We start from the raw sequence: 16246 nt of genomic DNA, 5'->3' as shown, positions 1-16246 counted from the left end.
ACCGGGCCGCTCGCGCAATTCGATCAACCTTTGTAGCAGACCTTTCGAACGGCCTCGGCAATTCGCGATGCATCGATCAGCGCCAGCTTCTCCAGGTTCGCTGCGTAAGGCAACGGTACGTCCTCGTTGCATACCCGCAGGACGGGGGCATCGAGATGGTCGAAGCCGTCTTCCATGCAGATCGCGATGACCTCGGAAGCGATCGAACACACCGGCCAGCCTTCTTCCGCGATGACCAGGCGGTTGGTCTTGGCGAGGCTGTCGAGGATCGCTTGCTTGTCGAGCGGGCGCAGCGTGCGCAGATCGATGATTTCCGCCTCGATCCCCTCGCCCGCCAGCGTTTCGGCTGCTTCGAGTGCAAAACCGACGCCGATCGAATAGCTGACGATGGTGACGTCGGAACCCTCGCGAACAATCCGCGCCTTGCCGATCGGCAACACATGATCGTCGAGTTCGGGCAGCTCGAAGCTCTTGCCGTAAACCAGCTCGTTCTCGAGGAACACCACCGGGTCCTCGCAGCGGATCGCAGCCTTCATCAGGCCCTTGGCGTCGGATGAATCGTAGGGCGCTATCACGATCAGCCCCGGCACGCTGGCGTACCACGGGCCGTAGTTCTGGCTGTGCTGCGCGCCGACCCGGCTGGCCGCGCCGTTGGGGCCGCGAAACACCACCGGGCAGCGCATCTGGCCGCCCGACATGTAGTTGGTCTTCGCCGCCGAGTTGATGATGTGATCGATCGCCTGCATGGCGAAGTTGAAGGTCATGAACTCGACGATCGGCCTGAGGCCGCCCATCGCCGCGCCGGTGCCAATACCCGCGAAACCGTACTCGGTGATCGGCGTGTCGATCACGCGTTTCGGCCCGAATTCGTCTAGCAGGCCCTGGGTTACCTTGTAGGCGCCCTGGTATTGCGCAACTTCCTCGCCCATGATGAACACGCGCTCGTCGCGGCGCATCTCCTCGGCCATGGCATCACGCAGGGCTTCGCGCACGGTCACGCTGGCCATATTGGTGCCGGCGGGGATGGCCGGATCGGCCTTCGGTTCGGACTTCGGGCGTTCCGGCTTCGATTTCTCTGCGGCAGGCGCCGGGGTCGGCGCGGGAGTGGGTGCCGGGGCTGCTGCCGGTGTCGGTGCAGCGTCTTCCTCGCCTTCGCCTGCGATCATCGCGATGACCGTTCCTACGGCGACGTTCTCTGTCCCCTCGGCGACAAGAATCTTGGTCAGCACACCTTCGTCGATGGCTTCGAATTCCATCGTCGCCTTGTCGGTCTCGATCTCGGCGATGATGTCGCCCGGAGCGATTTCGTCACCCTCGGCCTTGAGCCATTTGGCGAGTGTGCCCTCTTCCATGGTCGGCGAAAGCGCGGGCATCTTTAGTTCGATCGCCATGGCTCAATACTCCTCCACCAGCACATCGGTGTAGAGTTCGGCCGGATCGGGCTCGGGCGAACTTTCCGAGAAATCAGCCGCTTCTGCCACGATCTTGCGAATATCCTTGTCGATTGCCTTGATATCCTCCTCGGTCTTGCCGTGTTCGAGCAGGACCTTCTTAAGCCCATCGATCGGGTCATGCTGGTCGCGCTGTTCCTGCACTTCCTCGCGAGTACGATACTTTGCCGGATCCGACATCGAGTGGCCGCGATAGCGATAGGTGTTGAGTTCCATCAGCACCGGACCGTTGCCTTCGCGCACATGCTTGAAAGCGATCTCCGCTGCGTTGCGCACTTCGAGCACATCCATCCCGTTCACATCCATTCCGGGTATGCGGAAGGCCGTACCGCGGCGGTGGAATTCGGTTTCGGCCGAGCCGCGCTTGACTGCAGTGCCCATGGCGTAGCCATTGTTCTCGATCACGAAAACGATCGGCAGCTTCCACAGCGCCGCCATGTTGAACGTCTCGTACACCTGGCCCTGGTTCGATGCACCGTCACCGAAATAGGCAAGGCAGATCCCGCCGTCTTCGTTGTACTGGTGTGCCAGCGCCAGCCCGCCGCCCAGCGCGACCTGCGCACCGACGATGCCGTGGCCGCCGTAGAATTTATGCTCGGTGCTGAACATGTGCATCGAGCCGCCCTTGCCCTTCGAGATGCCAGCCTGGCGCCCGGTGAGCTCAGCCATGATGACCTTGGGATCGATCCCATAGGCCAGCATATGCCCATGATCGCGATAACCGGTGATGACGCTGTCCAGCTTCTCGGTCAGCGCCGACTGGAGGCCGACCGCGACCGCTTCCTGGCCGATGTAGAGATGGCAGAACCCGCCGATCAGGCCGAGACCGTAGAGTTGCCCGGCCTTTTCCTCGAACCGGCGGATGAGCAGCATCTGCTCGTAGAAATGCAGCATTTCTTCCGTGCTGGCATCGTATTTCCGCGACTTTTCGTGGGTTTCCTGCAGCGAGTGCAGAATGAAATCATCCGGCGCGGCCGTCGGCTTGGCCGTTACCGACGCCTTCGCCTTGGCTGGAGCTTTTCTGGTCCGTGGTTCTTTTGCCAAGGCGTATTTTCCCTGTTCGTGTCGTTGGGCCGATTGCGGCGCGTCACAGCCTATTGGCCCAAGACGTAGCGTCACGCAACGGGCCGATGGCCCGTGCATACGAAATCGCACAACCATTGGATTGGATGGAAGCGCCTATTCGCTTTCCGGCAGGGTCAGCACAACTTCGTCTGGGTGAACCATATTCTGGTTCTGCCGCAGCAGCTCGCCGACCAGATCGGGATCGGCATTCGCTGGGTTGAGCAGGTCAACGAGATTCTGCAGGCGGTCGCGTTCCACGATGAGGGCGACGACCTGAGCGTTACGCTGATCGAGCAGTCGCGAATTCTCGCTCCATGCCAGCAAACCACTAGGCCCTGCGATGGCCAGGCCAGCGAGGAACAGCAGGAGACACAGCGCCGCACCTTGAACGAGCTGCTCCTTGCGCAGTCTTATCCGATGTCCCTCACGCGTCACGATTACACTAGAATCATAATTGAATCAGCAGATCAAGCGGTATTTCTGAATTTCAGTAGGAACGCGGCAGGCCGAGTACGTGTTCGGCGAGATAGCTGAGGATCAGGTTGGTCGAGATGGGCGCGACAGTGTAGAGCCTGGCTTCGCGGAACTTGCGCTCGACATCGTATTCCTCGGCGAAGCCGAAACCGCCATGTGTCTGCACGCACATGTCCGCCGCAGCCCAGCTCGCCTCGGACGCCAGCATCTTGGCCATATTGGCTTCGGCCCCGGCGTTTCCACCCCGATCATACACCTCGGCAGCATGGTGGACCATCAGCTCCGCCGCCCGCATCTGGGCGTAACAACGCGCGATAGGAAACTGGATTCCCTGATTTTTCCCGATCGGTGCGCCAAACACGCTGCGCTCTTTCGCATAACCGGTTGCTCGCTCGATGAACCACTTTGCATCGCCGATGCACTCGGCGGCGATCAGGATACGCTCGGCATTCATCCCTGAAAGGATGTAACGGAACCCTTTCCCCTCCTCGCCGATCAGCGCGCTGGCGGGAATGCGCAACTCGTCGAAGAACACCTCGGTCGTGGAGTGGTTCATCATCGTGCGGATTGGCTTGATCGTCATGCCGTTGCCGACCGCTTTTCGCATGTCGACGAGAAACAGCGACAAGCCTTCGGTCTTGCTCGCCACCTGGTCACGCGGCGTCGTGCGCGCCAGCAACGCCATCAAATCCGAATGTTCGGCGCGACTCGTCCAGATCTTCTGCCCGTTGATCACGTACTCGTCGCCGTCGCGCACGGCGCGGGTTTTGAGCGAAAGCGTATCGGTCCCGCTCGTCGGCTCGGACACACCGAAGGCCTGCAACCGCAATTCGCCTGCGGCGATTCCGGGCAGATAGGTCCGCTTCTGCTCCTCGCTGCCGTATCGCAGCAGCGTGTTCATGACATACATCTGCGCATGGGCAGCCGCGCCGTTGCAGCCGGCCGCCTGGATTTCCTCCATGATCACCGCTGCAGAATCGAGCTTGAGACCGCTGCCGCCGTATTCCTCGGGGATCAGTGCAGCGAGGAAACCGGCCCGGGTCAGCGCATCGACGAATTCGCCGGGATAGGCACGCTCCCGATCCTTTTCGCGCCAGTACTCTCCGGGAAACTCCTCGCATAGCGCGCGAACCGCCCGGCGAATTTCGGCGAGATCCTCGCGCTCCTGCATATGCTTACCTCTCGACGTTACCGCTGGAGCGATTAGCGGTGCGCGACGACGAGTCAAACGGGAAGCGAGCTTGCAATTGACCCGGCAATTGGTTACAACTGAAACCAGTTTGAGAGGAAACCTGCCCATGCCCGACCTTTTCGAGAACCCCATCGGCCTCGACGGATTCGAGTTCGTCGAGTTCTGCGCCCCGGAGAAGGGCGCGATCGAACCGGTATTCCAGGCAATGGGCTTTACCCACGTCGCCAATCACCGCTCGAAAGATGTGCAGCTATGGCGGCAGGGGCAGATCAACCTGATCCTCAACTATGAACCCAAGAGCGCCGCGTGGTTTTTCGCCCGCGAACATGGGCCGTCTGCCTGCGGTATGGCTTTCCGCGTTCGCGACGCACGCAAGGCCTATGCCGAACTGCTCGCACGCGGGGCGGAGCCGGTGGCGGTGCAAACCGGCCCAATGGAATTGCACATCCCCGCGATCCGCGGCATCGGTGGCGCGATCGTCTACCTGATCGATCGCTACGAAGGTGACGACGGTCAGGGTCTGTCGATCTACGACATCGATTTCGAGTATCTGCCCGGTGCCGAGAAGCACCCGGTCGGCGCAGGCTTCAAGCTGATCGATCACCTGACCCACAACGTCTACAATGGACGCATGAAGTACTGGGCGGACTATTACGAGACGCTGTTCAACTTCCGCGAAATCCGCTTCTTCGACATCAAGGGCGAGTACACCGGGCTCACCTCCAAGGCGCTCACCGCGCCCGACGGCAAGATCCGCATCCCGCTCAACGAAGAAGGCGAAGGCGGCAAAGGCCAGATCGAGGAATTCCTCAAGCAGTTCAACGGTGAAGGCATCCAGCACATCGCGCTGATTTGCGACGACCTGCTCACCTGCTGGGACAATCTCAAGCAGCTAGGCGTGCAGTTCATGACCGCCCCTCCGGAAACCTATTACGAGATGCTGTCAGAGCGTTTGCCCGGCCATGGCGAACCTGAAAGCCAGTTGAAGGCGCGCGGCATCCTGCTCGATGGCACGACAGAAGGCGGCCAGCCGCGCCTCCTGCTCCAGATCTTCGCCGAGGCGCAGGTCGGGCCCGTGTTCTTCGAATTCATCCAGCGCAAGGGCGACGAGGGCTTCGGCGAAGGCAACTTCAAGGCGCTGTTCGAAAGCATGGAACGCGACCAGATCAAGCGCGGCGCGCTCAAGATCGAGGAGCCGGCTGAATGACTGCGCATCCGGTAAAGTTGGGCGGTATCCACCACACCGCCTATCGCTGCAAGGACGCGAAAGAGACCGTCGAGTGGTACGGCAAGGTGCTGGGCATGGACTACACCACAGCCTTTGCGGAGGACCACGTGCCCTCCACCGGCGCCTATGACCCCTACATGCATGTGTTCCTCGACGCCGGGAACGGCAATATCCTCGCTTTCTTCGAACTGCCTAACCAGCCCGAGATGGGGCGTGATGCGAATACCCCTGCCTGGGTGCAGCATCTGGCGTTCAAGGTCGGCTCGGAAGAAGAACTGCTTGCGGCCAAGGACCATGTCGAAAGCCTCGGTATCGACGTACTCGGCCCGACGCATCACGGCATCTTCAAGTCGATCTACTTCTTCGATCCCAATGGCCACCGGGTCGAGTTGGCGACCGATATCGGCACCGATGAACAATACGCCGAGCTCAAGCGTGTCGCGCCGATGATGCTCGACGAATGGAGCCAGACCAAGAAGGCGCCACGCCACGCCGACTGGCTGCACGAGATTGCCCGCAAGGAACACGGGGTCAGCTGACACTGCTTCTCAATTCGTGGTGTAAGACCCACCCTATTTCACTCTTGCGTTTCCATCGGACGGAATGTTAACGTTCTCAATCTCGGTTGGGAGCGGAGAGTTCGAGTGCAACACAAATCTTCCCGGAATATCGGGCACATGCTGCTCGCCTCGCTGTCGGCATTGGCGGTTATTGCGCTGGTACCGTCACCAGCTGGGGCCCAGTCGCTCTCGCCCGAACTCAAGGCGCTGGACGAGCAGCTGCCGGGCGAGCTGGTGAGCGATCCCTCACGGATCGATTGGGACAGCTACGGGCCGGACTTCTACGCCGAGTCGATCGTCGATGAGAGCATTCCCGGTGGGGGCGCCGCGCGTCGGTTCCATATCAACCGGGCGACCGAATTCATCTACACTTCGGGGACCAACATCCCGCTCATCCGCGATGTCGATCGCGGCGATGTGATCACGATCGGTTTCTGGGCCCGAACCGTAGAGGCGAGTACGCCCGATGGCAGAGGCGTCGTGCGCGTCCGGTTCCAGCAGGATGCGCCGCCCTACCCCGGCTTCGGCGAGAAGACCCTCGAGATCGGAACCGAATGGGACTGGTACGAGGTGACCGCGCCGGTGGAGCAGAAACTCCGCCGCAAAGACGGAATTGTCGCAATTCAATTCGGGCGGACGAAACAGATCCTCGAGATCGGGCAGGCCATCGTCGTCAGCGGCGCTTCGACGATCGAGGGCACCCCCGTTTCCACCCCCGCCCCCACCGTACTTGCGCCGACGGTCGAAAACCTGATCCCTCCGCCACTAGCGGGCCAGGGCAAGTTGCTGAACGATCCGCGTTCGCGGGAGTGGACAATTACGGCGGTTTCAGGCTTGAGCGAACCGCGGGACGAGCCGGGGATCTGGCTGGGCAAGGCAACCAAGCTGGTCTCGACCGCCGGTTCCGCCAACGGCCCAGGCGTCACCGTCAGGATTCCGATTGGCGAAGCGCTCGCCGAAGGGGACGAATTCCAGATCGCCATCGCCGCGTGCACCGTTTCCGCTACAACCCCGACCGGAAAGGCCTTGATCGGCATCAGCGTCGAGCATGGCGAAGGAGGTAAATCCCGTTTTGCCGAGAACCGGATGGAAGTCGGACCGAATTGGCAGCTCATCCGTGTCAGGACCCGCGCGCCTGCGGCGGTTGCCGCCGGCACAGGTGAAGTTGTCCTCGAACTCGGCGAAATGGAACAGGCGGTCGATATCGGCCCGGTCTATGTGCTGAAGCCTCATTGAGTCCCCGCACAGCAATCGTTTAGGCGATTGCCAACTTGCCGATGGTCATTGCGAACCGGCACCCCTAAGCCTCGCCGGCATGGGCGGACTTGGGCAAATTCGTTGAATGACGATCACCGCCTGACGCGGTCGCAGGAAATCGCGCTTACCGTCGTCGCAGCGGTGGTCACGGCCAACGCCTATTACATCCATCCGATCGTCAGCGATGTCGCGAGCTATTTCCGCGTCAGCCAGGCCGAGATCGGTTTAGTCCCCGCGCTCAACCAGCTTGCGCTTGCGATCGGTATCTTCCTGCTTCTGCCGCTGGGCGATCGCTTTTCGAACAAGCGGCTGACAATCATCTTCGTCGCCGGACAGACGCTTTCACTGCTGGTCATGGCGCTGGCACAGGACTTTGCCCTCTTCACCGCCGGATCGACGGTCCTCGGCTTCTTCACCATTGCGCCGTACCTGTTGCCTGCCTACGCATCGAAGCGCGTCGCGCCCGAGCGCCTCGGGCAGATTACCGCGCTGCTGACGGCTGGCGTAATCCTCGGCATTCTCGTAGCCCGGGTCGGAGCGGGCATCGTGACCGAAATGTATGGCTGGCGCGTGGTTTACTGGATCGCGACCGGGCTGATGGCAGCGATCACGCTTGCCCTGCCGTTCCTGATGCAGGAGCGGCGGACCGAGCCTGCCGCCGCGACCCCCTACCACCGGCTCGTCCTGTCGCTGTTCCCCCTGATGCGGCAGCACCCAGAGGTCCTGTTGTCGGGAGCGATTCAAGCGCTCAATTTCGGTGCATTCATCGCGCTGTGGCTTGGCCTGGCGCTGCATCTGACCAGCCCGGAAATGGGATATGGCGTCGATACGGTAGGCTATCTCGCCGCGATTGCTGCGGTCAGCATCGCCTCGACCCCGCGGCTCGGCCGGTGGGCGGATCGGATAGGCGCGCGCAAGGCGCGTCTGGTGTTCGCAGTCATCCAGCTGGGCGGCCTGCTGCTGTTCTATCCCCTCGGCGGCTCGCTATGGTTGCTGTTGATACCCATGTTCATCGGCAATCTCGTCGGACCGGCGATCGACGTGACGAGCCGCATGACCTACCTGACCCTCGAGCCGGCCTTGCGAACCCGGCTGACCACGATCTACGTCGTCATGATGTTCATCGGTGGCGGGATTGGCAGCATCGCCGGGACCTGGGTCTACGACCATTATCACTGGGCCGGGATTTGCGTCCTGCTTGGATTGACCTCGGCTGCGGCAACGCTCCTGACGTTTATCGGCTGGAAGCGCTTCGGCCAGAGTTAAGAGTTGGAGCGCCCGACAGGATTGTCCTCGCCCTGCGGGCTCGTTCATCTCGGCTGCGCCTCGATTCCGGGTCCGAACCTGCATGGCCCCACCATTGCGGATCACCCCTTGCGGGATGAACCGCAATGGTGCGCCCGACAGGATTCGAACCTGTGGCCCCCAAATTAGGAATCTGGTGCTCTATCCTGCTGAGCTACGGGCGCGCCTCGCGCTCCATAGCAGCGCTTCGGGCAGGTTCAATCAGTTGAGTTTGTCCGGCTCGGCAATCGGGAACGGCAACGGCGCGACCTCGATGCCCTCGTCGAGCAGTTCCTTCGCTTCCTTCAGCGTCGCCTTGCCGTGGATCGCTTCCAGATCCTTTTCACCATAATGCATCGCGCGCGATTCCTCGGCGAATTCGTCACCGACCCATTTGCTTTTTGCCAGCGCTTTCATCTGGGCCTCGGCGAGCGCCTTCATGGCCTTGCGGACTTCCGCCGGGATTTCACCACTGGTCATCGACGCAGTGCGAACCGCTTGCTCCACACTGTTACCCTTGCGCGGAACTGCTGGCGCCATTGGTGCCTTCCCAACTGCGGCGGAGCCACATTCAGGACAGGCGACCAGTCCGCGATCCTGCTGGCTGGCAAAGTCGTCAGATGAGCCGAACCAGCCTTCGAACCTGTGGCCGTGGTCGCAATGGAGGTCGAATACGATCATGCTGCGCTACTTGGGCATTTCGCGCCGGTTGGCAAGGCTCGGGACCTGCTGCCGCACTTCGGCGATGCGCCCGAGGTCGAGATCGACGAAGCCGACACCCGGAGCCTCTCCTCCCATATCGAGCAGCACCTTGCCCCAGGGATCGATCGCAAGGCTGTGGCCATAGGTCTGACGTCCGTCCTCGTGCTCCCCCACCTGCGCTGCCGCGACGACGAACGCGCTCGCTTCGACCGCCCGCGCCCGCTGGAGCAGATGCCAGTGATCGCGCCCGGTCGGGCGGGTGAAGGCGGCGGGGATGGCGATAACATCGCACCGGGCGCGGCCCAGCGCGTCGAATAGCGCGGGAAAGCGAATGTCGTAGCAAACGGTCAGGCCCAATCGGCCCACCGGGGTCTCGACCGTCACGACCTCGGATCCGGGCGCGTAGGCATTGGACTCCCGCCAGCTTTCACCATCGGCCAGGTCGACATCGAACATATGCATCTTGTCGTAGCGGGCGACAATCGCACCCGCATCATCGATCACGAAGCTGCGATTGGCCCAACGCTCACCGTCACCCGCTACTGCCAGCGAACCGAGCGCGATCCAGAGGCCGTGTTGTGCGGCGCCGTCGCATGCCGCAGCCAGCACCGGGTTCTCCCCTTCGGCAACCACATGCGCCGTGGCGCGCTTCCGGTCCCGATCGAGCAGGCCCGACATTTCCGGAGTGAACAACATCGTCGCCCCGCCGTCCGCCGCTGTGGTAATTGCGCTGCGAAGCGCCACAGCATTGCGGGCCGGATCGATCCCGGTATTCGCCTGAAAGATCGCGACCCTGGGCACTACCCGGCGAGCAACGCGTCGAGCTTGCCTTCACGCTCGAGCGCATGGAGATCGTCCGAACCGCCGACGTGTGTCTGCCCGACAAAAATCTGCGGGACCGTGCGCGCACCGGGCGCGCGTTGCAGCATCTCATCTCGCTTCGGGCCGCCCATCGTGATGTCGTGCTCGGCAAAGGCCACGCCCTTGCTTTCGAGCAGCCGCTTTGCGCGATAACAAAACCCGCAGCCGAATTTGGTGTAGATGACAACTTCCGAGGCACTCATACTTTATCCTTCAGCTTCAGTGTCTTGACAGATCTTGAATTACCGCTTGTGCGCCTTATCTGGTTATTGGAAGCAAACGCCGCAACGGGTTTGCGACCGATCAGTGGAGCGCGCCGGTCTCCGGGCGCTCCTGACAGTCAGATTGCTCAATGGAGGATTTGTTTCGATGTCACGTTTTGATTTTACCCCCTATCGCCGTTCGACCGTTGGTTTCGACCGCCTGTTCGATATCCTCGAAAACCAGGCCCGTGCCAACTCCGGTGATAATTACCCACCCTTCAACATCGAGCGCCGTGGCGATGACGAGTACCGCATCACGCTGGCCGTAGCCGGCTTCAAGCCCGCCGATATCGATATCACCGCTCAGCAGAACCTGCTCGTGGTGCAGGGGAAAAAGCGCGACGAAAGCGAGATCGCCGGTGAAATGCTGCACGTCGGCATCGCCAATCGCGGCTTCGAGCGCCGGTTCGAGCTGGCAGACTACGTCCGGGTCGAGAATGCCGGGCTGGAAGACGGCCTCCTGGCGATCGACCTCGTGCGGGAAGTGCCGGAAGCGATGAAACCGAAGAAGATCGCGGTCAACGGTCAGTCCGGTTTGTCGGTAATCGAAGGCAGCAAGGCGAGCGACGAAGCCAACGCTGCCTGACACAACCAAATTTGAAATCGGACCGGCCCGCCTCCCCAATCGGAGCGCGGGCCGCTTCCTAGAGCTGCTGAAACGCAAAGGGGGCGAACCCGAAGGCTCGCCCCCGCGACGCTTGTACGCCGCCTTGTCCGGAGATGACCGTCCGGGTCGCAGAAGACGGTCAAGACCGGAACAAGCCTATTGCGTGAAAGCATTCCGCCATCGAACTACGTCGATGGCAGGCACGTCCTCGGCGACGCTCTGCGCCATTTTTGCCGAAAGATAAAGTATGTTATGAAATTGTCGCTTTTATACCAGCCGGGACTGCCGAAGCGCGGCAGCGATGAAGCCGCTGAACAGCGGATGCGGATCGAACGGCTTGGACTTGAGTTCGGGATGGTATTGCACCCCTACGAACCACGGATGATCGGGCCGCTCGACGATTTCCGGCAGCAGGCCATCGGGTGACATGCCCGAAAAAACCAGGCCAGTGCGTTCGAGCGGCTCGCGGTAGGCCGCGTTGACCTCGTAGCGATGGCGATGGCGTTCTGAAATTTCGCTCGCACCGCCATAGATCGTGCTGACATGGCTGTTTCCGGCGAGCATGGCCGGATAGGCGCCAAGCCGCATCGTTCCGCCAAGGTCGCCGCCCGCCTCACGCGTCTGGAGGCCTTCCTTACTCATCCATTCGGTGATGATCCCGACCACCGGTTCCTGGGTCGGGCCGAATTCGGTCGAAGATGCCTTCTCCAGCCCGGCGAGGCGTGCGCCCTCGATGCAGGCCATCTGCATCCCCAGGCAGATGCCGAGGAATGGCACATCACGCTCGCGAGCGAATTTGACGCTGGCAATCTTGCCCTCGCTGCCGCGTTCGCCGAATCCGCCGGGGACCAGGATGCCGTGCAGCGGCTCCAGCTTGGCCGCGATATCCGATTCCTCGCCTTCGAACACCTCGGCGTCGATCCAGCGGATATTGACCTTGACCCGGTTCGCCAGACCGCCGTGGATCAGCGCCTCATTGAGCGATTTGTACGCATCCTGCAGGCCGACATATTTGCCGACCACGCCGATGGTGACTTCGCCTTCCGGATTGAAATAGCGGTCGGTCACGTCCAGCCAGCGCGAAAGATCGGGCTCGGGCGCGTCGGTGATGCCGAAGCCGCGCAGCACTTCGCTGTCGAGGCCTTCGTTGTGATACTGCAGGGGTACCGAATAAATCGACGGAGCGTCGAGCGCGGGGATGACCGCTTCCATGCGGACGTTGCAGAAATTGGCGATCTTCCGCCGCTCGCTCTCAGGGATCGGATGCTCGGCGCGGCACAGGAGCACATCGGGCTTGATACCGAGGCTGGCGAGTTCGCGCACCGAATGCTGGGTCGGCTTTGTCTTCAGCTCCCCCGCCGCAGCGATATAGGGCACCAGCGTGACATGGACGCTCAAAGTCTGGTTCGGCTCCAGCTCGTTCCTGAGCTGGCGGATCGCTTCCATGAAGGGCAGCGACTCGATATCGCCGACGGTACCGCCGATCTCGCACAGGATGAAATCATGGTCGCCCTGGTCAGCCAGCGCGAATTCCTTGATCGCGTCGGTAACATGCGGGATCACCTGCACGGTCGCGCCAAGGTAATCCCCGCGCCGCTCCTTGGCGATGATCTGCTGGTAGATGCGCCCCGAGGTGACGTTGTCCGCCTGCCGCGCCGAGACACCGGTGAAACGCTCGTAGTGACCGAGGTCGAGGTCGGTCTCCGCCCCGTCGTCGGTGACATAGACTTCGCCGTGCTGATAGGGGCTCATCGTCCCCGGATCGACATTGAGATAGGGGTCGAACTTGCGAATGCGGACCTTGTAGCCACGCGCCTGCAGCAACGCACCGAGCGATGCCGCCATGAGTCCTTTGCCGAGCGAGGAGACCACGCCGCCGGTGATAAAAATGTACCGCGCCATGGGAGTCGGCCCTTACGCTTCAAATCGGATTCGGCGCAAGCGGATTGGCGCGGCAAAGCGCGTCAATCCACAAGCGTCACACAAATATGCTTAGCGGACAGCGCCGTCCAGCGGATCGCCACCGGGAGCTGGTGCGGGCGCCGGAGCCGCCGGGGCGACCGTCCGGTCGATCGTGGTGGTGATTTCCTGAGTCTCATCGCTACCCGCCGCCAAAGCAGCCAACGCGATCGAAAGGGCCACGAAAGCCACCGCCAGCCATTTGGTCGAACGGGAGAGGAAATCTGCCGCCCCCCGCGCGCTCATCATTCCATTGGGATTGCCACCGACGCCCAAGCCGCCCCCCTCCGAGCGCTGCATGAGGATGACCCCGACAAGCGCGGCTGCCACGATAACCTGAAGGACGGTGAGGAAAAGGAACATGGGATATCTCTGTCTGTGTGCGCGCCGCATGTAGTCATCACGACCGACAACGGCAAGCGCATAGGGCGATGGCAAAATCAGGCGGGCTGATCAAGCCGTTCGGCTGCCGCAAGCACTATACCGAGGAAGCTCTCGGCCGTGAGGCTCGCGCCACCGACAAGCGCGCCGCCCACTTCGTCAGCGGCGAGCAATTCGCGGGCATTTTCAGCATTGACCGACCCGCCATAGAGTATTCGGACGGCGGTTCCCTGCGCCTCGCCATAGAGCTCGACCAGCGTCGCGCGGATCGCGCGGTGCATAGCCCCGATTTCCTCGACTGTCGGCGTGCGTCCGGTGCCGATCGCCCAGACGGGCTCATAGGCGACGGTCAGGCTTTCCTCGGGGCTAGCCAACGTCTCGGGCAGCGAGGCCTTGAACTGGCGGGTCACGAAACTCTCGGCCTTACCGTCATCGCGGGTTTCCTCGGTTTCGCCAACGCACAGGATAATGCGCAAACCGGCATCGATCGCAGCGGTGCCCTTCTCGCGCACCAGGGCATTGCTCTCGCCGTGGTTCTGTCGCCTCTCACTGTGGCCGAGGATAACGAATTTCGCTCCGGCATCGGCAACCATCGACGCCGAGATGTCGCCCGTGTGCGCGCCGTCGGGCAGCGGGTGACAATCCTGCGCTCCCACCCCGATCTGCTCGGCCTCGCGGTGCACGGGGTGGATCAGGGTAAACGGTGGTGCCAGCGCGACTTCCACCTTCATGAGATTCTGCGCCGCGCGGTCGATCGAACGCGCCTGCGCGAGCATCGCGCGGGTGCCGTTCATTTTCCAGTTGCCAACGATATAGGGCCGTTCGGCCATAGGGGATTCCCGAATTCTGAGAGAGGTATGCAGCCGCCTTATATGGGGCCAGGCGAGGCGACCGCTAGCCGGAGTTGGCGGCGAGGTCAAAACAAAGCGGCAAGTGTTGCGGCCAAGTCGCAGGGGAGATAAAGCGCGCCTTTGAAAGCGGCCATCCCACCGCCCCCAACCAATCGCGAATCGACAGGTTTCATGCAGATTTTCCGTAACTTCTTCAAATCCAAGCTTGGCATTCCGGTCACGCTCGGTTTCGTGATTCTGATCGGCTTCGCCTTCGCGACTAGCGATGTCGCGAGCACCGGGACGTTTGGCGGCATCGCCGGGGGCGAGCGCGTAGCCGTAGTCGGCGACGAAAAGATCAGCTCGTCGGATCTCGTGGCAGCAGCCAACAATGCCTTGCGCAATATCCGCCAGCAGAACCCGACGATGTCGATGCCGGCCTATATCGAGCAAGGCGGTCTGGACGAGGTACTCGACTCCCTCATCGAGCGCTCCTCGATTGCCGGGTTCGCCGAAGATTTCGGCCTGCGGGCGGGCGAGAATCTCGTCAACAGCGAAATCCTGCAAATCCCTGCGTTCCGCGGATCGGACGGCAATTTCGACCAGGAAGCCTATCGCCAGGCGCTGGCAAGCCAGGGCTTGTCCGACGCCAGCGTCCGCGAAGACCTGCGCGAAGGACTGCTCGCCCGGCAACTTCTTCTGCCTGCGTCATTCGGCGCGAAGGCTCCTCCCAGTTTCGCCAACCAATATGCGGCACTGCTCAAGGAAACCCGCAGCGGATCGATAGCGGTCATTCCCAGCACCGCCTTCGCACCAAGCTCGGACCCGTCTGCGCAAGTGCTGAAGACATTCTACGACAAGAATCGCGGCGACTATGTCCGACCCGAGCGCCGCTCGATGCGCTACGCCACCTTCGGGATTGACAATCTGGGCACCCGGGGCGAACCGACCGACAAGGAAATCGCCGACTATTACAACGCCAATCGCAAGCAGTTCGCGGCAACCGAACGCCGTACGGTGACGCAGTTCATCGTGCCGACGCAGCAGGCGGCAACATCGATCCGCAACAAGGTCAACGGCGGAAGCACGATCGAGCAGGAAGCGCGCGGGGCAGGTCTGCAAACCGCCAAGCTGGGCCCGTTGACGCAGGCGGAGTTTGCCGCGCAGACTTCAGCCGCCGTCGCGAAGGCTGTGTTCGAAGCGCCGCGCGGAAGTGCGGCAGCCCCTGCCCGCAGCGGGCTGGGCTTCCATGTCGCGCGGGTCGATTCGATCGACCGGCAGGACGGCAAGACGCTCGCGCAGGCAACCGAGGAAATCCGCGAGACCCTGCGCGTTTCCAAACGCCGCACCGTGGTGACCGATCTCGCAGCCGATATCGAAGCCCAGATCAGCGACGGCGCATCGATCAGCGACATCACCAAGGCAGTTGGTGGAAAGCTCGAGGTGACTGCGCCCCTTACCGCAGGCGGTCTCGTCTACGACAAGCCGCAGGAGCAGGCCCCGCAGGTCATCATTCCCGCGCTGCAAACCGCGTTCGATATGGAGGAGCAGGAGCCTCAACTGGTCGAACTGGCCGCAGGGCAGGCGTTCCTGATCTTCGAGGTCGCGGAAATCACCCCTTCGGCAGCGGCCCCGCTGAACGATATCCGCGCAAGGGTCATCGCCGACTGGAAGATCGCCGAAGGCGGGAAGCTGGCGAAGCAGGCCGCCGACCGGATTCTCGGCCGCCTCAAGGCGGGCAAGACTCTTGCGGCGGCCATGGCCGAAGAGTCGAAGCCGCTGCCCGGGGTCGACACTATCACCTTGTCGCGCGAACAGCTCGCACAGTCGGGCCAGCGCGTTCCGCCTGCGCTGGCGCTGATGTTCAGCATGGCCGAAGGGACCTTCAAGAAGCTCGAAGCACCGCAGAACGCGGGCTGGTTCGTGATCGATCTGGACAATATCGAGCCGGGCAAGGTGGAACCGAACGACCCGATCCTCGCGCGCACGATCGCCGAACTGAGCCAGGCGACGGGGCAGGAATATTCCGAACAGTTGCGCGCCGCGATCCGCAAGGAGATGGGGGTCGAGAAAAACGACGCCGGGATCGAAGCGGTGCGCAAGCAACTCGTCGGCGAAGCGCAGTAAGGGCG

General features: G+C 62.1%; 16 protein-coding genes and 1 tRNA gene. 6 read left to right on the top strand and 11 right to left on the bottom strand.

Annotation, left to right across the window (positions count from 1 at the left end; genetic code table 11):
• Positions 1 to 23 precede the first annotated feature (23 nt).
• From NSO95_RS07455 to NSO95_RS07440, 4 genes are all read right to left on the bottom strand, one after another.
• Positions 24 to 1391, bottom strand: a complete 1368-nt coding sequence (locus tag NSO95_RS07455) for a pyruvate dehydrogenase complex E1 component subunit beta (RefSeq protein WP_257595559.1) — start codon at positions 1389 to 1391, stop codon at positions 24 to 26.
• 3 nt (positions 1392 to 1394) lie between these two features.
• Positions 1395 to 2495: a pyruvate dehydrogenase (acetyl-transferring) E1 component subunit alpha gene (gene pdhA / locus NSO95_RS07450; protein WP_257595558.1), complete on the bottom strand. Its 1101-nt coding sequence runs from the start codon at positions 2493 to 2495 to the stop codon at positions 1395 to 1397.
• 135 nt (positions 2496 to 2630) lie between these two features.
• The gene (locus tag NSO95_RS07445) at positions 2631 to 2951 is read right to left on the bottom strand and encodes an FtsB family cell division protein (RefSeq protein ID WP_257595557.1); all 321 of its coding nucleotides are present in this window, start codon (positions 2949 to 2951) and stop codon (positions 2631 to 2633) included.
• A gap of 52 nt (positions 2952 to 3003) precedes the next feature.
• Entirely contained in the window at positions 3004 to 4161 is a 1158-nt protein-coding gene (locus NSO95_RS07440; protein ID WP_257595556.1) for an acyl-CoA dehydrogenase family protein, read from the bottom strand.
• A gap of 127 nt (positions 4162 to 4288) precedes the next feature.
• Here NSO95_RS07440 and hppD point away from each other — a divergent pair, with 127 nt between their 5' ends.
• From hppD to NSO95_RS07420, 4 genes are all read left to right on the top strand, one after another.
• Positions 4289 to 5389, top strand: coding sequence for a 4-hydroxyphenylpyruvate dioxygenase (hppD, locus tag NSO95_RS07435; RefSeq protein WP_257595555.1), 1101 nt, complete (start codon positions 4289 to 4291; stop codon positions 5387 to 5389).
• Positions 5386 to 5949 carry a VOC family protein gene (locus NSO95_RS07430; protein ID WP_257595554.1) on the top strand — a complete coding sequence of 188 codons (564 nt, stop codon included), beginning with the start codon at positions 5386 to 5388 and terminating at the stop codon, positions 5947 to 5949. The genes hppD and NSO95_RS07430 overlap by 4 nt, the downstream gene beginning before the upstream one ends.
• Before the next feature lie 138 nt (positions 5950 to 6087).
• Positions 6088 to 7206 (top strand): hypothetical protein, encoded by a 1119-nt coding sequence (locus tag NSO95_RS07425; RefSeq protein WP_257595553.1) that lies wholly within the window; start codon positions 6088 to 6090, stop codon positions 7204 to 7206.
• 102 nt (positions 7207 to 7308) lie between these two features.
• The gene (locus tag NSO95_RS07420) at positions 7309 to 8493 is read left to right on the top strand and encodes an MFS transporter (RefSeq protein ID WP_257595552.1); all 1185 of its coding nucleotides are present in this window, start codon (positions 7309 to 7311) and stop codon (positions 8491 to 8493) included.
• A 126-nt stretch (positions 8494 to 8619) separates the two neighbouring features.
• Here NSO95_RS07420 and NSO95_RS07415 read toward each other — a convergent pair.
• The 4 genes from NSO95_RS07415 to grxC all read right to left on the bottom strand — a co-directional run bounded on the left by NSO95_RS07415 (position 8620) and on the right by grxC (position 10277).
• A tRNA-Arg gene (locus tag NSO95_RS07415) sits at positions 8620 to 8696 on the bottom strand.
• Positions 8697 to 8733: 37 nt separating this feature from the next.
• Positions 8734 to 9192, bottom strand: coding sequence for a DUF1178 family protein (locus NSO95_RS07410; protein WP_257595551.1), 459 nt, complete (start codon positions 9190 to 9192; stop codon positions 8734 to 8736).
• 6 nt (positions 9193 to 9198) lie between these two features.
• Complete coding sequence (locus NSO95_RS07405; protein WP_257595550.1) at positions 9199 to 10014, bottom strand: carbon-nitrogen hydrolase family protein; 816 nt, start codon at positions 10012 to 10014, stop codon at positions 9199 to 9201.
• A complete protein-coding gene (grxC, locus tag NSO95_RS07400; protein ID WP_257595549.1) occupies positions 10014 to 10277 on the bottom strand; it encodes a glutaredoxin 3 in 264 nt (87 codons plus the stop codon). The genes NSO95_RS07405 and grxC overlap by 1 nt, the downstream gene beginning before the upstream one ends.
• Positions 10278 to 10443: 166 nt before the next feature.
• Between grxC and NSO95_RS07395 the strand changes: the two genes are divergently transcribed.
• Positions 10444 to 10923 carry an Hsp20 family protein gene (locus tag NSO95_RS07395; protein ID WP_257595548.1) on the top strand — a complete coding sequence of 160 codons (480 nt, stop codon included), beginning with the start codon at positions 10444 to 10446 and terminating at the stop codon, positions 10921 to 10923.
• Between the two features lie 288 nt (positions 10924 to 11211).
• Here the strand turns inward: NSO95_RS07395 and pyrG are convergent, their stop codons facing one another.
• From pyrG to tpiA, 3 genes are all read right to left on the bottom strand, one after another.
• On the bottom strand, positions 11212 to 12846 hold the full coding sequence (gene pyrG, locus NSO95_RS07390; RefSeq protein WP_257595547.1) for a CTP synthase: 1635 nt from the start codon (positions 12844 to 12846) through the stop codon (positions 11212 to 11214).
• Positions 12847 to 12936: 90 nt separating this feature from the next.
• Complete coding sequence (gene secG / locus NSO95_RS07385) at positions 12937 to 13266, bottom strand: preprotein translocase subunit SecG (protein WP_257595546.1); 330 nt, start codon at positions 13264 to 13266, stop codon at positions 12937 to 12939.
• 77 nt (positions 13267 to 13343) lie between these two features.
• The gene (tpiA, locus tag NSO95_RS07380) at positions 13344 to 14114 is read right to left on the bottom strand and encodes a triose-phosphate isomerase (protein ID WP_257595545.1); all 771 of its coding nucleotides are present in this window, start codon (positions 14112 to 14114) and stop codon (positions 13344 to 13346) included.
• A 192-nt stretch (positions 14115 to 14306) separates the two neighbouring features.
• Between tpiA and NSO95_RS07375 the strand changes: the two genes are divergently transcribed.
• Entirely contained in the window at positions 14307 to 16241 is a 1935-nt protein-coding gene (locus tag NSO95_RS07375) for a peptidylprolyl isomerase (protein WP_257595544.1), read from the top strand.
• Positions 16242 to 16246: the final 5 nt, after the last annotated feature.

The organism is Parerythrobacter lacustris (assembly GCF_024626475.1).
Classification (GTDB): Bacteria; Pseudomonadota; Alphaproteobacteria; order Sphingomonadales; family Sphingomonadaceae; genus Parerythrobacter_A; species Parerythrobacter_A lacustris.
This window is presented reverse-complemented; position numbering and strand designations above follow the sequence as displayed.

What these genes read in the sequence shown, in the direction of transcription:
- NSO95_RS07455 (WP_257595559.1), bottom strand. Translation starts at nt 1,391, where the DNA reads ATGGCGATCGAACTAAAGATGCCCGCGCTTTCGCCGACCATGGAAGAG.
- NSO95_RS07440 (WP_257595556.1), bottom strand. Translation starts at nt 4,161, where the DNA reads ATGCAGGAGCGCGAGGATCTCGCCGAAATTCGCCGGGCGGTTCGCGCG.
- hppD (WP_257595555.1), top strand. Translation starts at nt 4,289, where the DNA reads ATGCCCGACCTTTTCGAGAACCCCATCGGCCTCGACGGATTCGAGTTC.
- NSO95_RS07430 (WP_257595554.1), top strand. Translation starts at nt 5,386, where the DNA reads ATGACTGCGCATCCGGTAAAGTTGGGCGGTATCCACCACACCGCCTAT.
- NSO95_RS07425 (WP_257595553.1), top strand. Translation starts at nt 6,088, where the DNA reads ATGCTGCTCGCCTCGCTGTCGGCATTGGCGGTTATTGCGCTGGTACCG.
- NSO95_RS07410 (WP_257595551.1), bottom strand. Translation starts at nt 9,192, where the DNA reads ATGATCGTATTCGACCTCCATTGCGACCACGGCCACAGGTTCGAAGGC.
- grxC (WP_257595549.1), bottom strand. Translation starts at nt 10,277, where the DNA reads ATGAGTGCCTCGGAAGTTGTCATCTACACCAAATTCGGCTGCGGGTTT.
- NSO95_RS07395 (WP_257595548.1), top strand. Translation starts at nt 10,444, where the DNA reads ATGTCACGTTTTGATTTTACCCCCTATCGCCGTTCGACCGTTGGTTTC.
- pyrG (WP_257595547.1), bottom strand. Translation starts at nt 12,846, where the DNA reads ATGGCGCGGTACATTTTTATCACCGGCGGCGTGGTCTCCTCGCTCGGC.
- secG (WP_257595546.1), bottom strand. Translation starts at nt 13,266, where the DNA reads ATGTTCCTTTTCCTCACCGTCCTTCAGGTTATCGTGGCAGCCGCGCTT.
- tpiA (WP_257595545.1), bottom strand. Translation starts at nt 14,114, where the DNA reads ATGGCCGAACGGCCCTATATCGTTGGCAACTGGAAAATGAACGGCACC.
- NSO95_RS07375 (WP_257595544.1), top strand. Translation starts at nt 14,307, where the DNA reads ATGCAGATTTTCCGTAACTTCTTCAAATCCAAGCTTGGCATTCCGGTC.